The sequence below is a fragment of the Enterobacter cloacae complex sp. P18RS genome (assembly GCF_014982105.1).
Lineage (GTDB): Bacteria > Pseudomonadota > Gammaproteobacteria > Enterobacterales > Enterobacteriaceae > Enterobacter > Enterobacter hormaechei_C.
Genome location: NZ_JADCKV010000024.1, coordinates 49000 through 67216, shown reverse-complemented (window position 1 = coordinate 67216; position 18217 = coordinate 49000). Strand labels below are relative to the sequence as shown.

At 61.9% G+C, this 18217-nt stretch carries 1 protein-coding gene; it reads left to right on the top strand.

Features of this window, described 5'->3' with window-relative positions; genetic code table 11:
- Positions 1 to 113 precede the first annotated feature (113 nt).
- The gene (locus INF61_RS18030) at positions 114 to 18119 is read left to right on the top strand and encodes an Ig-like domain-containing protein (protein WP_193547975.1); all 18006 of its coding nucleotides are present in this window, start codon (positions 114 to 116) and stop codon (positions 18117 to 18119) included.
- The last annotated feature ends 98 nt before the right edge of the window (positions 18120 to 18217 follow it).

Sequence of the window (18217 nt, the reverse complement as noted above, 5' to 3'; positions counted from 1 at the left end):
GCGCCTTTCTGCGCGAAATAAGTCAGACAATAATGGGTGATTTTTCCCAAGGATAGCTACATCCCTCTGGTGGACATATCCACAGGAATACGCGCACCTGCAAGGAGAAGAATATGAGTACCGCAAAAGTTGTTGATGTCATCATTCGCAAAACGGCAGAGAAGACGAAATTAACCGGAGAGGGGAATCTCTCGGTCTCTATTTCCTCACCGAGCGTGATTGAAATTCAGGGTTCTGCTCAGGACGTGGTGCGTTATGTCCGCCAGGGGAATGACCTCCTCATTTATATGAAAGATGGCAGCGTGATCCGCTGCAATAATTATTTTGTCGAAGACACGGAAACCCATAATCATTCCGAGCTGGTATTTAACGATAACCAGGCGTTGACGCATATTTCATTTGCCGATGCCGGGGAAGCATCAGGCGTTGCCGCCACCGAATTAACCGCCCAGGCTGCACCCATTAGCAGCATTGAACCTTTCCTGGAGCAGGGAAGCGTCTTAAGCGATGCGCCGTGGGGCTGGATTGCCGGTGCGGCGTTAGGGGGCGGTGCGATCGGCGCACTGCTGGCTCACGGCGGCGATGGCGAAACCAAAACCAGGGTTATTGATAATACTAAAGAAGTCGAAAGCGCCACGCCGACATTTTTGCTGACGGACAACGCGGGTGACAAGCAGGGCGTGCTGAGTGCAAAAGAAGTCACGGATGACAACACCCCAACCTTTAGCGGTACCGGGCAGCCGGGCGCGACCATTCAGGTTAAAGACGGCAACGGCAGCACCATCGCCAGCACCATGGTTGCGAAGGACGGCACCTGGACGGTAACACTCCCGACCCAGGCGGACGGGGAACATACCTGGTCCGTCGTACAGATCGACGGCAGTAAAACGACCTCTGCGGGCAGTATTACCGTAACCGTTTCTACAGCGGATACCAGTGTGACGCTCGCCACCACGGCGGGCGATAACGTGATCAACGCCAGCGAGCAGGCCGCTGGCTTTACACTGTCCGGCACCAGCAAAAACCTGGCCCAGGGAACGGCGCTTACCGTCACGCTCAACGGTAAAACCTATACCGCAGAAGTGGGGGCAAACGGCGCATGGAGCGTGAAGGTCCCTGCTGCCGACGCACAGGCGCTGGGCGATGGTACCTGGACGGTCAACGTCAGCGGAAAAGACGCGGCGGGCAACACCGTGTCCGGCAGCCAGACGATTGGCGTGGATACCGCCTCGCCAGTGATCTCTGTCGACACGATCGCCCAGGACAACATCATCAACGCGGCTGAACATAATCAGCCGCTGACGCTGACCGGGAAAACCGATGCGGAAGCGGGCCAGATTGTGACGGTCACGCTAAACGGCAAAAATCACACGGCGACCGTGGGCAGCGACGGCAGCTGGTCCGTTACGCTTCCGGCCAGTGAAGTACAGGCGCTGGCTAACGGCGAGCACACCCTGACGGTAAACGTCAGCGACAAAGCGGGTAACGGGTCATCCACCACCGCCGATTTCACGGTCGATACCGCAGCGCCAGTGGTCACTATCAACACCGTCGCGGGCGACGACATTCTGAACACCAGCGAGCAGGGGCTGGCGCAGATTATTTCCGGCCAGGCGAACGGCGCGGCAGCGGGCGACGTTGTCACCGTGACCGTTGGTGGCAAGACCTTTACCGGTGCCGTCCAGGCGGACGGCAGCTGGAGCGTCGGCGTGCCTGCCTCCGTCATTGGCGCGCTGGGGGAAGGTAGCCACAGCATTTCGGTCTCCGTGACCGATGCGGCGGGCAACACCGGCAGCGCGACGCACGGTATTACGCTCAGCGGCAACCCGCCGGAATTTACCCTTGACCCCATCAGCCAGGATAACGTCCTGAATGCGCAGGAGGCCATGCAGCCCCTGAGCCTGAGAGGGACCAGTAATCTGCCGAACGGCAGCGCTGTCACCGTGACGCTGAACAACGTTAACTATCAGGCCACCGTTGAGAACGGTCGCTGGTCCGTTCAGGTGCCGGTTTCCGACGTGCTGGATCTGGCGAATACCCTTTACACCGTCAGCGTCAGCGGCACCGACAGCGTGGGTAACAGCGGCTCCGCCGAGGCGAATCTGCTGGTAGACACCGTGCTGCCGCAGGTGATCGTCAACACCTTTGCCGGGGATAACCTGGTCAATAACGCCGAAGCGGCGGTTGACCAAACCCTCAGTGGACGCGTCACCGGCGCGGCGGCGGGCGATACCGTCTCTGTCACCGTGGGCGGCAAGAGCTACACCGCGACGGTTGGCAGCGACCTCAAATGGAGCGTGACGATCCCATCGGCCGACCTCCAGGCGTTTGGTGACGGCGATTTAACCTTCAGCGCCTCTGTCACCAATGCGCACGGCAATACCGGCACCGGCGAACGTGATATCAACATCAACGCCGAACTGCCGGGCCTGCGCGTGAACACGATCTCTGGCGATGACGTGATTAACGCCATCGAGCAGCAGCAGGATCTGGCCGTAACCGGCTCCAGCACTCATCTGGCCGAAGGCACACAGATCACCGTTACCATCAATAATGTCGAATACGTCACCACGGTTAACGCCAGCGGCAACTGGCAGATTGGCGTGCCGGCGGCGGACCTTCAGGCATGGACGGCGGGAGGCATGACCGTCAGCGTCAGCGCGGAAGATGCCTGGGGCAACACTGTGGCGGCTGAACACCCGATCGAGCTTGACCTGAATGCGGTGGCCGTCACCATCGATACCGTAACCACTGACGATATGCTCAACGCGGCGGAAAAAGGTGCGGATGTCACGCTTTCTGGTCAGACGCAGGGCGTGGAGGCCGGGCAGACCGTGGTGGTGAAATTCGCGGATCAAACCTTTACTGCACAGGTGCAGCAGGACGGCTCCTGGCACCTGACCGTTCCGGCGAGCGCGATGGAAACGCTGAACGACGGGCGTGCGCAGGTGAGCGTCAGCGTGACTAACGTCAACGGCAACAGCGCGGACGCCTCACGCGTGGTGATCGTCGATACGCAGCCGCCAGCCATTACGCTTGATAACCTGACCGACGACAACATCATTAATGCGGCAGAAGCGCAGCAGGATCTGGTGCTCAGCGGCAGCACAACCGCTGAAGCGGGCCAGACGGTCACCGTGACGCTGAACGGTAAATCTTACCAGACCACGGTACAGGCGGACGGTCGCTGGCAGCTGAACGTGCCTGCCGCCGACGTAGGCGCGCTGACCGATGGCAATGTCACCGTGACGGCCACCGTCAGTGACGTGGCGGGCAACAGCAGCAGCGCGGACCGCGTTGGGCTGGTGGATGCCACCGTGCCGCAGGTGACCATCAACGATTTCGTCACCGACACCAACACCGTTAACCAGCTGGCCCATGCTCAGGCGCAGATCCTGAGCGGCTCCGTCACCGGCGCGGCGGCGGGCGATTTGGTCACCATCACCATCAATAACGTGGACTACACCACCGTGGTGGATGCGGCAGGCAACTGGAGCCTCGGCCTGCCTGCGTCCGTCGTTCAGGGGCTGACGGACGGCACCTGGACCATTAACGTCTCCGTGACCGACCAATCCGGCAACACCGGCAGCAGTTCAGTGGATGTGGTGGTCAATACTGTGACGCCCGTTATCGGTATTAACACGCTGGCCGCGGATGACGTGATCAATGCGGCAGAGAAGGGCGCAGATCTGCTGCTTTCCGGTACCAGCAACCAGCCGGAAGGAACCACCATCACCGTTAATCTGAACGGTATCAACTACACCGCCACCACCGACGCCAGCGGCAACTGGAGCGTTACCGTCCCCGCCTCTGCGGTGAGCGCGCTGGGTGAAGCCAATTACACCGTGACGGCGAGCGTCACCGATAATGTGGGCAACAGCGCCGCTGCCACGCACGATGTGCTGGTGGATAGCTCGCTGCCGGTGGTCACCATCAACACCCTCGCGGGCGACAATATCGTCAACGCGGCGGAAGTGGCCGCAGGGCAAACCCTGACCGGAAAGGTTTCTAACGCGGCATCGGGCGATACCGTCACGATTATCCTCGGCGGGCAGACATACACGGCCACCGTACAGGACGATCTCACCTGGAGCCTGCCGTTAACCCAGAGTCAGTTAACCGCGCTCGGCAACGGCGACCTGACCGTATCGGCCAGCGTAACGAACGCGCACGGCAATACCGGATCGTCTTCCCTGGATGTCACCATTGACGCCCAGCTGCCCGGCCTGCGCATTGATACCGTCGCCGGTGACGACGTCATTAACGTTATTGAACACGCGCAGAACCTGGTTATCTCCGGCACCAGCACCGACCTGGCGGCGGGTAGCACCGTCACCGTGACCATCAACGGCAAGAGTTATTCCGCCTCGGTTATGGCGGATGGCACCTGGCAGGCTGCGGTTCCGGCTGCCGACGTCTCCCGGTGGGCGGACGGGTCGCTCACCATCAGCGCCAGCGCGCAGGATACCTCCGGCAACCCGGTGAATATCGGTACCGTTGTGGATGTCGATCTCGCCCCGGTGGCGATAAGCATCAACAGCGTGACGGACGACAACGTGCTTAACGCGGCAGAAAAAGGCCAGGATCTGGTGCTGTCCGGCTCCTCCTCGAACGTTGAAGCGGGCCAGACCGTTACCATTATCTTTGCGGGTAAAACCTGGACCACGACGGTCGATGCCAACGGCGACTGGACCTGCACCGTACCGGCTGCCGATCTGAGCGGCCTGAAGGACGGCGACGCCAGCGTACAGGTCAGCGTCACCAACGTGAACGGCAACGCGGCCTCTTCCTCGCAGGCATTCAGCGTCGATACCGCCGCGCCAGCGGTCACCATCAACACCATCAGCGGCGACAACATGCTGAATGCGGCAGAGGCGGCGCAGGATCTGACCCTGAGCGGGACGTCTACTGCCGAAGCAGGCCAGACGGTCAACGTGACCTTCAACGGCAATCAGTACACCGCCCAGGTGCAGGCGAACGGCAGCTGGACGCTGGACGTTCCGGCGGCGGATCTGGCGGGGATCGCCGACGGCAGCGCGGCGGTCACGGTGACCGTGTCCGATAAAGCGGGCAACCCGGCCAGCGCGGGGGCGTCCGTGCTGGTCGACACTACCGTGCCGCAGATTATCTTCAACATGGTGGCGGGCGACGACATTGTTAATATTGCCGAGCACGGCCAGGCGCTGATTGTCACCGGCAAGGTGACGGGCGCGCAGGCGGGCGATGTGATTACCCTGACCCTGAACGGCAAAGACTACACCGCGATGCTGGACGGTGCCGGTAACTGGAGCGTGGGCGTTCCGGCGGCGGACGTGGGCGCGCTGGCTAACGGCGACCAGACGATTTCCGCCACACTCACCGATAAAGCGGGCAACAGCACCAGCACGACGCACGCGTTTGACGTCTCCCTGACCGCGCCGGTGATTGCCATCAATACCCTGGCGGTTGACGACGTGATCAACGCGACCGAAAAAGGCCAGGACCTGTTGATCTCCGGCACCAGCAACCAGCCGGACGGGACCCGCATCACCGTAACCCTGAACGGTATCAGTTACGCCGCCACCACCGATGCCAGCGGTAACTGGAGCGTCACCGTTCCGGCGGCAAACGTCTCGGTACTGGGCGAAGCGAGCTACAGCGTGACGGCCAGCGTGACCGATACCGCGGGTAATAGCGCGAACACCAGCCATAGCGTGCTGGTCGACAGCGCGCTGCCGCAGGTCACCATTAATGCGGTTGCCACCGACGACGTGATTAACGCGGCGGAAGTGGCTTCCGGTCAAACCCTGAGCGGGAAAGTGAGCGGCGCGGCGAGCGGTGACACTGTCACGATCGGTATCGGGGGCAACACCTATACCGCGACGGTTCAGGACGACCTGAGCTGGTCGGTTAACGTGGCGTCTGACGTCTTAACCGCTATCGGTAACGGCGATCTCACCGTAACTGCGAGCGTGACCAATGGCCACGGCAACACCGGCACCGGCGAACGCGACATCACGATTGATGCCAGCCTGCCGGGCCTGCGCGTGGATACCGTAGCAGGCGACGATGTGATCAACAGCATCGAACATGGTCAAAACCTGATTATCACCGGCTCCAGCGACGGGCTGGCGAGCGGATCGGCGCTGACGGTCACCGTCAACGGCAAAACCTACGCGGCAACCGTGCTGGCGGACGGCACCTGGACGGCGGCTATTCCGGCGGCGGACGTCGGCGCGCTGAGCGCAGGCACGATCACCGTGACCGTTGACGGCCAGAGCGCGGCGGGTAACCCGGTTTCCATCAGCCACGACGTGAAAGTGGATCTGGCGGCAGTCGCCATCAGCATTAATCCGATTGCCTCGGACGACGTAATTAACGCGGCTGAGAAAGGCGCGGACCTGGTGCTGTCTGGCTCGACCACCAACGTGGAAGAAAACCAGACCGTTACCATCACCTTCGGCGGCAAGTTGTACACTGCGACGGTGGATGCCAGCGGCAACTGGACGGCGACCGTACCGTCTGCCGATTTGGGCGGACTGAAAGACGGCGACGCCAGCGTGCAGGTCAGCGTCACCAACGTGAACGGCAACAGCGCCTCGGCGGGCCGCGAATACAGCGTGGACGCCACCGCGCCGACGGTGTCCATCGAGATCGTCAGCGACAACAACATCATCAACGCGGCCGAAGCGCAGCAGGATCTGGTCGTTAACGGTGTCTCCAACGCCGAAGCGGGCCAGACCGTGACCGTGACGCTGAACGGCGTGGACTACACCACCACCGTACAGGCGAACGGCAGCTGGAGCGTCACCGTACCGTCTGCGGATATCGGCGCGATTACCGACGGCGATTACACCATCACGGCAGCCGTCGCGGATAAGGCGGGTAACCCGGCCTCGGCGGACCGCGATGTGCTGGTGGATACCACGGTGCCACAGCTGACCATTAACACCGTTTCCGACGACGACGTGATCAACAGCGCCGAGCACGCGCAGGCGCTGATTGTCACCGGTTCCGTGACCGGTGCGGCGGCGGGCGACGTGGTGACCGTCACCATCAATAACAAAGATTACACCGCGACCCTGGACACTTCCGGCAGGTGGAGCGTGGGCGTGCCTGCGGCGGACGTGAGTGCCCTGGCCGCCGGGGATTACACCATCACCGCGGCGCTGACCGATAAAGCCGGAAACAGCAACAGCACAACGCACGAGGTTGAAGTCAACCTCACCGCGCCGGTGCTGACCATTGACACCGTGTCCGGTGACGATGTGATCAACAGCAGCGAGAAAACGCAGGATCTGACCATCACAGGTACGGCTTCCGGGCTGGCAGCGGGCGCGGTGGTCACCGTGATGCTCAACGGCAAAGCGTACAGCGCCACGGTGGACACCAATGGCCAATGGACCACAACCGTTCCGGCGAGCGAGGTGGGGCAACTGGGTGAAGCGCTTTACACCGTGTCGGCCTCCGCGACGGACAGCGTCGGCAACAGCTCCAGCACCTCGCACACCGTGAACGTGGAATCCGTGCTGCCTGGCGTCATCATCAACACCGTGGCGGGCGACGACGTGATCAACGCAGCGGAGCTGGCAACCGGCCAGACCATTAGCGGCACAGTGGTGAATGCCGAAGCGGGCAACACCGTGACTGTGTCTGTTGGCGGCCACAGCTACACCGCAACGGTACAGGACAATCTCACCTGGTCCGTCAGCGTACCGGAGTCTGTGCTCACCGCGCTGGGCAATGGCGATCTGACCGTGACCGCCAGCGTCACGAACGGCGTGGGCAACAGCGGCAGCGGCGAGCGCGATATCACTATCGACGCGAATCTGCCGGGCCTGCGCGTGGACACCGTTGCGGGCGATGACGTGATTAACAGCATCGAACACGGGCAGAATCTGATTATCACGGGTTCAAGCGACGGCCTGACGGCGGGTACGGCGCTGACCGTCACCGTAAACGGTAAAACCTATCCGGCTACCGTGCTGGCAGACGGCACCTGGAGCGCGGCGATCCCTTCTGCGGACGTGAGTGCCCTTGCCGCAGGCACGGTCACCGTGAACGTTGAAGGCCAGAGCAGCGCGGGCAATCCGGTGACTATCAACCATGATGTGACGGTGGATCTGGCAAACGTCGCCATCAGCATTGACGCCATCGCTTCCGATGACGTGATCAACGCCGCCGAGAGGGGTGCGGATCTGGTGCTCTCCGGCACCACCTCGAACGTCGAAGAAAACCAGAACGTCACCATCACCTTCGGCGGCAAGAACTACACCGCCACGGTGGACGCTGAGGGTAAATGGACCGCCACGGTGCCGTCTGCGGATCTGACCGGTCTGAAAGACGGCGACGCCAGCGTGCAGGTCAGCGTCACCAACGTGAACGGCAACAGCGCGTCTGCGGGACGCGAGTACAGCGTGGATGCTACCGCGCCGTCCGTGACCATCAACACGATTGCCACCGACGATATCCTGAACGCCTCAGAAGCGCAGTCCGACCTGGCAATCTCTGGCACCAGCACCGCCGAAGCAGGCCAGACGGTGACCGTATCGCTGAACGGCAAAGATTACACCACAACCGTCAGCGCGAACGGCAGCTGGACGCTGAACGTGCCGGCAGCTGACCTTGCAGGATTAACCGACGGCAGCGTCACCGTGACCGCGGCCGTCAGCGACAAGGCGGGTAACCCGGCGTCGGTGGACCACACCCTGACGGTGGACGTCACCGTTCCGGCAGTGACCATCCACACCGTGGCAGGCGACGACGTGATTAACGTGGCTGAACACAATCAGGCGCAGATTATCAGCGGCTCCGCCACCGGCGCGGCGGCGGGCGATAAGGTCACCGTCACGATCGGCGGCCAGACTTATACCACCGTGCTGGATGCGGCGGGTAACTGGAGCGTGGGCGTTCCGGCCAGCGTCATTTCCGGCCTCAGCGACGGCAGCGTGACCGTCACTGCGTCAGTCACCGACGCGGCGGGCAATACTGGCAGCGGCACGCATAATGTGACCGTCGATACCGGTCTGCCGTCGGTCAGCTTCAACGCCATCAGCGATGACAACGTCCTGAACGCCGTTGAAAAAGGCCAGGATCTGAGCGTCAGCGGCACCAGCGCCAACCTGGCGGAAGGCACCGTGGTCACCGTGACCCTGAACGGTAAAAACTACACGGCGACAACTGCGGCAGACGGCACCTGGAGCCTGACGGTTCCGGCTGCGGATCTGGCCGGTCTCGGTCAGGCCAGTTACACCCTGAACGCGACGGCCACCAACGGCGTTGGCAACAGCGTGAGCAGTTCTGCGAACCTGCTTGTCGATACCGCGCTGCCAACCGTTACCATCAACACCGTGGCGGGGGACAACGTCATCAACGCGGCGGAAGTGGCGGCAGGTCAGACACTGAGCGGCACCGTGGCGAATGCCGAAGCGGGCAACACCGTGACCGTGACTATCGGCGGCCACAGCTACACCGCAACGGTGCAGAATAATCTGTCCTGGTCCGTCAACGTGCCGTCTGACGTGCTGACCGCACTCGGCAACGGCAGCCTGAGCGTGACGGCGACCGTCACCAACGGCCACGGCAACACCGGCACCGGCGAACGCGAGATCGCTATCGACGCTAACCTGCCGGGCCTGCGCGTGAATACCGTGGCGGGTGACGACGTGGTCAACACCATCGAGCACGCGCAGAACCTGATTGTTTCAGGCTCCAGCGACGGGCTGGCGCCGGGCACGGCGCTGACGGTTACCGTCAACGGTAAAGATTACGCGGCAACGGTACTGGCAGACGGCACCTGGAGCGCGGCGATCCCGTCCACCGACGTGAGCGCGTGGCCGGAAGGCACCGTGAAAATCAGCGTTACCGGTGACAGCGCGGCGGGTAATCCGATCACCATCAGCCACGACGTGACCGTGGATCTGGCTACCGTTGCCATCAGCATCAATGCGCTTGCCACCGACGACGTGATTAACGCGGCGGAGAAGGGCGCGGATCTGGTGCTGTCCGGTGTGACCACCAACGTGGAAGCCGGGCAGACCGTGACCATCAGTCTGAACGGCAGGATCTACACCACCACCGTGGACGACAGCGGCAACTGGACTTACACCGTGCCGTCAGCGGATCTGGCTGGCCTGAAGGATGGCGACGCCAGCGTGCAGGTGAGCGTCACCAACGTGAACGGCAACAGCGCCTCGGCGGGCCGTGAGTACAGCGTGGATGCTACCGCGCCGTCCGTGACCATCAACACGATTGCCACCGACGATATCCTGAACGCCACGGAAGCTCAGTCAGACCTGGCAATCTCCGGCACCAGTACCGCCGAAGCAGGCCAGACGCTGACCGTATCGCTGAACGGCAAAGATTACACCACAACCGTCAGCGCGAACGGCAGCTGGACGCTGAACGTTCCGGCGGCGGATCTGGCAGGATTAACCGACGGCAGCGTGACGGTCACCGCCTCAGTCAGCGACAAGGCGGGTAACCCGGCGTCGGTTGACCACACCCTGACGGTGGACGTCACCGTACCTGCGGTGACCATCCACACCGTTGCAGGTGACGATGTGATTAACGTGGCTGAACACAATCAGGCGCAGATCGTCAGCGGCTCCGCGACCGGCGCGGCGGCGGGCGACACCGTCACCGTCACCATCGGCGGCCAGTCGTACACCACCGTGCTGGATGCGGCGGGTAACTGGAGCGTGGGCGTTCCGGCGAATGTGATTTCAGGCCTCAGCGACGGCAGCGTGACCGTCACTGCGTCAGTCACCGACGCGGCGGGCAATACCGGCAGCGGCACGCATAATGTGACCGTCGATACCGGTCTGCCGTCGGTCAGCTTCAACGCCATCAGCGATGACAACGTCCTGAACGCGGTAGAAAAAGGGCAGGATCTGAGCGTCAGCGGCACCAGCGCCAACCTGGCGGAAGGCACTGTGGTCACCATGACCCTGAACGGTAAAAACTACACGGCCACGACGGCGTCGGACGGTACCTGGAGCCTGACCGTTCCGGCAGCGGATCTGGCGGGTCTGGGCGAAGCGAACTATACCCTGAGCGCCGCCGCCACCAACGGCGTGGGCAATAGCGTCAGCAATACGGCGAACCTGCTGGTCGACACCGCGCTGCCGACCGTCACCATCAACACCGTGGCGGGCGACAACGTCATCAACGCGGCGGAAGTGGCCGCAGGCCAGACCATCAGCGGCAAAGTGGCGAACGCGGAAGCGGGCAACACGGTAACCGTGACTATCGGCGGCCACAGCTACACCGCAACGGTGCAGAGCGATCTCACATGGTCCGTGAACGTGCCGGAAACGGTCCTCACCGCGCTGGGCAACGGCGAGTTGACCGTGTCGGCGACCGTCACCAACGGCCACGGCAACACCGGCGCGGGCGAGCGCGAAATCGTTATAGACGCCAGCCTGCCGGGCCTGCGCGTGGATACCGTCGCGGGCGACGATGTGATTAACAGCATCGAGCATGGACAGAACCTGATTGTCACCGGCTCCAGCGACGGACTGGCGGCAGGCACTACGCTCACCGTGACCGTCAATGGCAAAACCTATGCGGCCTCCGTGCTGGCAGACGGTACCTGGAGCGCGGCGATCCCGGCAGCAGACGTCGGGGACCTGGCTGCGGGCACGGTTACCGTGACCGTTGCAGGCCAGAGCGCGGCGGGCAATCCGGTCTCTATCAGCCACGACGTCACCGTCGATCTGGCAGCCGTGGCGATCAGCATTGATGCCATCGCCACCGACGACGTGATTAACGCGGCGGAGAAAGGTGCGGATCTGGTGCTTTCCGGCAGCACCTCCAATGTGGAAGAGAACCAGACCGTGACCATCACCTTTGGCGGCAAGACGTACACCGTCAAAGTCGATGCCGACGGCAACTGGACGGCCACCGTGCCTTCCTCGGATCTTGCGGGTCTGAAAGACGGCGACGCCAGCGTGCAGGTGAGCGTGACCAATGTGAACGGCAACAGCGCGTCTGCGGGCCGGGAGTACAGCGTCGATGCCACGGCGCCAACCGTGACCATTGACACGGTAGCCGGCGACAACGTGATCAACGGCAGCGAAGCGGCTGCGGGCGTGGCCATTTCCGGCACCACCACGGCTGAAGTCGGTCAGACGGTAACCGTTAACCTCGGTGGAAACAGCTATACCGCACAGGTTCAGCAGGGCGGCGTCTGGAGCATTAACGTGCCGGCCGCCGATCTGTCCACTCTGGCGGATAACGGCTACACCGTGCAGGTGAGCGTGAGTGACGCCGCGGGTAACCCGGGCAGCGCGGGCAAAGCGATTACGCTCGATACCACGCCGCCGACCGTCAGCTTTAACGTCGTGGCGGGCGATGACGTCATCAACAGCGTTGAGCACGGGCAGGCGCAGGTCGTCAGCGGCACCGCAACCGGCGCCAGCGTCGGCGATAAGCTGGTCATCACGATAGGTTCGAACCAGTACACCACCACCGTTGACGCCAGTGGCAAATGGAGCGTGGGCGTTCCTGCCAGCGACATTTCTGCCCTGACCGACGGCACCGTGACCCTCAGCGCGACAATCACCGACAGCGCGGGCAACAGCAGCACCCAGACCCATGACGTGGTGGTAAATACCGCATCGGTCGCGCTGACCGTCAACACCCTCAGCGGCGATGACGTGATCAATGCGGCAGAAGCGGGGGCGTCGCTGGTCATCAACGGCTCCAGCGCGCAGTTCGCCAGCGGTACGCAGGTCACTATCACCCTGAATGGTAAGAGCTATACGGCCACTATCCAGAGCGATGGCTCCTGGACAACCACCGTACCGGCCGCCGACGTGGGCACCCTGGCCGACGGCGCGAGCTACCAGGTTTCTGTTTCGGCGCAGGACAGCGCCGGGAACAGCGCCTCGGCGACGCACACCATCAGCGTGGACACCACCGCGCCGGTGATTAGCGTGAACACGTTGTCGGGCGACGATGTGCTGAATGCGGCGGAAGCCCAACAGCCGCTCACCGTACACGGCTCTTCCAGCGCGGAAGCAGGCCAGACGGTGACCGTCACGCTGGGAGGGAAAACCTACACTGCGCTTGTGGCAAACGACGGCACCTGGACGCTCGACGTCCCGGCCGCCGATCTTGCCAACCTGAGCGAAGGCGCGCTGACGGTCACCGCGTCGGTGAACGACAAGGCGGGTAATAACGGCCAGACGACGCATACCTTAACGGTCGATACCGTCGCGCCAGCCGTGACCATCAGCACCGTGGCCGATGACGATATCGTCAACGACGCCGAGCAGCTGGCGGGACAGACCATCAGCGGGACCACCACCGCGGAGCAGGGCCAGACGGTGACCGTCTCCTTCAACGGCCACAGCTATCAGGCGACCGTGGCGGCGAATGGCTCCTGGTCCGTCTTCGTGCCGGGACGCGACTTCCTCGGACTGAGCGACGGGGAATACACCATTACGGCTACGGTGAGCGATAAGGCAGGTAACCCGGGCAGCGCAACGCACGACGTGACGCTGAACGGTGACGTGCCGACCATCGCCATTAACACCTTTGCGCAGGATGATATCGTCAACGCCGCCGAGCACGGCACGCCGCTGGTTATCAGCGGCACCACCGATGCGCCAACGGGCCAGACGGTGACCATTACGCTTAACGGTAAAACCTACACGGCTACCGTTCAAAATGACGGCACCTGGAGCTATACGGTCGGCAGCGCAGACGTGACCGCGCTGGCGGACGGCGGTTCGTACGTGATTAACGCGCAGGTGAGCAACGCCATCGGCAACAGCGCCAGCGATAACCATACCGTTACCGTGGATCTCACCGCACCGTCGATGGGGATCAGCATTGATTCCCTGCAAAACGATACCGGCCTCAGCGCGAATGACTTCATCACCAACGACAGCCAGGTGGTGGTGAATGGTTCCCTGACCGCGCAGCTCGGCAATAACGAGAAGGCGCAGATCAGCCTTGACGGCGGTACCACCTGGATTGACCTGACCGTCACCGGCACCACCTGGCGCTACACCGATGGCCGTACCCTGACCGACGGTACGTACCAGTACCAGGTGCGCGTGATCGACAATGCAGGCAACGTTGGGGCAACGGACAGCCAGGACGTGGTAATCGATCTGACGAAGCCTGCGGCGGCGACTATTACCGTGGATTCCGTCTCGCAGGATACCGGCCTGTCCGACAGCGACTTTATTACCAGCGACAACCAGATCAGCCTGAAAGGGACGCTCGGCGCGGCCCTGGGCAGCGGCGACCACGCTCAGATCAGCCTCGACGGTGGCGCAACCTGGACTGACGTGAGCGTCAGCGGCCTGAGCTGGACCTACGTTGACGGCCGCACGCTGGCCGACGGAGACTACAACTATCAGCTGCGGGTGATTGACGACGCGGGGAATATCAGCGCCACTACCAGCCAGGTGGTGACCATTGATACCGTCGCGCCGGACGCCAGCAAAACGATCGCTATCGACAGCATCAGCGACGATACCGGCCTGAGCAGCAGCGACTTTATCACCAATGATACCTCCCTGACGCTGCACGGCTCGCTCGGCGCAACGCTGGCCGACGGCGAATATGCCCAGATCAGCATCGACGGCGGGGTCACCTGGCAGAACGTGATCGTCACTGGCAACAGCTGGTACTACGTGGACAGCCGCACGCTGGGTAACCAGACCTATGACTACTACGTTCGCGTAGTGGATGCGGCAGGCAACGTGGGTGCCAGCGCTCATCAGCAGGTGACGGTCGATACGGTCGCGCCGGATGCGGCGATTACGGTTACCGTGGATAACATCACCGTCGATACCGGCTTCGACAATAACGACTTCCTGACCAGTTCGACCTCGTACACGCTCAACGGGACGCTCGGGGCCGAACTCGGGGCGGGTGAGTATGTGCAGGTGAGCATGGATGGCGGCACCACCTGGGTTTACGCCACGGTAAGCGGCACCCGGTGGAGTTATAACGACACCCGCACCCTGGCCGACGGCGACTACCGCTATCAGGTGCGGGTTGTCGATCAGGCGGGCAACGTTGGGGCCACCACCACGCAGGACGTGACGGTGGATACCCAGGCGCCGCAGTACGGCATCACCATTGACAGCATCAGCGAAGATACCGGGCAGTCCGGGAGTGATTTCATCACCATGGACACCTCGCTGACGATCAACGGCTCGTTGGGCAGCGCGCTGGCCAGCGACGAGCGCGTACAGATCAGCCTCGACGGCGGTAATACCTGGATTGACACTACCGTCACTAACCAGCGCTGGAGCTATACGGATACCCGCGATCTGGCTGACGGGGATTACACCTACCAGGTGCGGATCATCGACCAGGCGGGCAACGTCGGCTCAACCTCTTCGCAGGTGGTAACGGTTGATACCACGCCGCCTGACACGGTGGGAACGGTGGTCAGCTATACCGACGGGGAAGGTGAACGTACAGGCACGTACGGCGCATCAGTCGCGACGGACGATACCTCGCCGCTGATCAACGGTACGCTTAACCGCGCTCCGGAAGATGGCGAAATCGTGCAGCTTTACCGGGACGGGATCTTGCTGGGTCAGGTCACGATGAACGGCAGCGCAAGCTGGTCCTATCAGGACAACGGCCTGCTCGACGGGAATCACACCTACATTCTGCGCGTCACCGACAAAGCCGGTAACTACACGGAATCGGATGGCTTTGTGCTGAACGTCGATACCAGCATCCCGACCACCACCGCGGCGATTACTGCCCAGACCACCTCGGATACCACGCCGATTGTCAGCGGTACGGTCTCCGCAGACCTGGTGAACGGTGAATATCTGGTGGTGACGGTGAACGGGAAAACCTACACCTCCCAGACCGGCGGTGCGGTGGTCGTCGACCCGGATCACAATACCTGGTATCTACAGATCCCGGACAGCGATGCCCTGAGTGTGGCGAGTTACGACGTAACCGCGCAGGTGAAGAGTAGCGCGGGCAACGGTAACACCACCGGTACGGCAACCGGTAGCCTGGTGATCGATACCACCTCGGTGAATACCGACTGGGCGACCACTGCGGGGAACAGCAACAACTCAACCATGACTCTCGGCATGAACAGCAGCGGGCTGTGGAATATCATTGCTAATGGACAGTCTTATTCCAGCAGCGATGATTCAACCTATGCCGGGAATACGTTAACTAACACCCGTAGCTACTATGTGGTGAGCCAGACGGCAGCTGACTTTGACCGTAACGGCACGCAGGATATCTTTGCGACGGAGAACACCTACGCGGGCTCTACGCAGGTGATGTGGACCTACGATGGCAGCAGCTACACCGCCAGCCAGCTGGCGATGGGAACCACCATCTGGTACGGCGGCGTAATTGCCTACGACAAAACCGGCGATGGCTATCTTGATCTGGCGTACGGCGATGCCGGTATGGACTCCCTGACCTACCTGGTGAATACCAACGGCGTTCTGTCGCCGGACGGCACCGGCGGGGAAGGTGGATTCTACGGCCAGTTCGATTCCGGGCGTGAAATCTCCGGCGTCGACCTGAACAACGACGGTACCGTGGACATCGTGCAGCACACCAACCGCAGCGGGGCGTACTCGCTCACCGTGATTAACAACAACGGGAACGGTACGCTTTCCATTGGCCAGAACCTGACCAACGTGTTTGTGGCCAACGCCTCGAATACCACCACGGCGGCTTCCATGACGTGGGCGGACTTTAACGGCGATGGCTACATGGATCTGTACCTCGGCAGCAGCTACAACAACAACGGCGGGGTGATTTACTACAACGACGGTACCGGGCAGCTTTCCACGACCAAAAGCGCGGTGGAAGCCTCTAACGCCACGGCGGGCTATCTGTCGGTGGCGGTAGACTGGAACGGTGACGGGCAGATGGACATCATCAAGCTCAGCACCTACGGCAGCTCACAGACGGCGACCCTGTTCACCAACAACGGCTACGGCTCAACCTGGACTTCAAGCCAGCTGGCTTCTGGGCTGGCCAACGTCACCGGCGTCGCCGCGGTGGACTACAACTGGGACGGTGCGCAGGATCTGCTGGTGTCTCAGCAGAACGGTAAGGTGGTGCTGGTGCAGAACAATGCGGAGATCGCTGACGGTACCGCGATGCATCTGCACATTGTCGATAGCGAAGGCATCAACGCGTACTACGGCAATACGGTCAATCTGTATAACGCTGCGGGCGTGCTGGTGGCCTCGCAGATCATCAACGCTCAGTCCGGCATTGGCTCGAACGATACCTCTGCGCTGGTGAGTTTCTACGGGCTGGATCCGAACGAAACCTACTCGGCGGAGATCGTGAAGATCACCAACGGCGTCTCGGATAACGTCACCTGGACCGGCCTGGACGCGGGCAACGGCAAAGAGGGTTATGTTCTCACCGCCGAAGCGGCCACCGGCGGCCACAGCGGAACCATTACCGGTACCGGGTATAACGACACCTTTATCGCAGAGGATGGGACCTATACCTATAACGGCTCCGGCGGCTGGAATACCCATTCCGACTACGACACCTGGAGCAATACCGGCGGCATGGACGTGGTGGATTATCGTAATGCCACCTCTGGGATAACCGTTGATTTGCGCCTCTCAACGGCGCAGGACACCGGATTCGGTACCACGCGGTTGTTGAATATTGAAGGGATTAACGGCTCCAACTATGACGACGTGATCACCGGCAACAGCGGTGATAACCAGTTCGAAGGCCGGGGCGGGAACGACACCTTCAACATCGGCAGCGGCGGTCACGATACGTTGCTCTATAAGCTGATCAACGCGTCTGACGCGACGGGCGGCAACGGTAGCGATGTGGTGAACGGCTTTACCGTCGGCACCTGGGAAGGGACGGCGGATACGGACCGTATCGATCTGCGCGACCTGCTTTCCGACAGCGGCTATACCGGCACCGGCTCGGCGAGCTACGTGAACGGCGTGGCGACGCTGGACAGCAGCGCGGGCAACATCGCCGACTACATCCGCGTTGTGCAAAACGGCAGCAACACCGAGATCCAGGTTGACCTGGACGGGACGGGCGGTCAGTTCACGCCCACCACGCTGGTAACGCTGAACGGCGTGCAGACGGATCTGGCGACGCTGTTGGCCAATCACCAACTGTTAATTGCGTAAAACAACGCCGCGGGGAGCGATCCTCGCGGCCTTTTGCGTTTCTTTACACGAATAGCCATAACCCTATATTTCACAAGATTATTTTGCGGGCTCGTTTA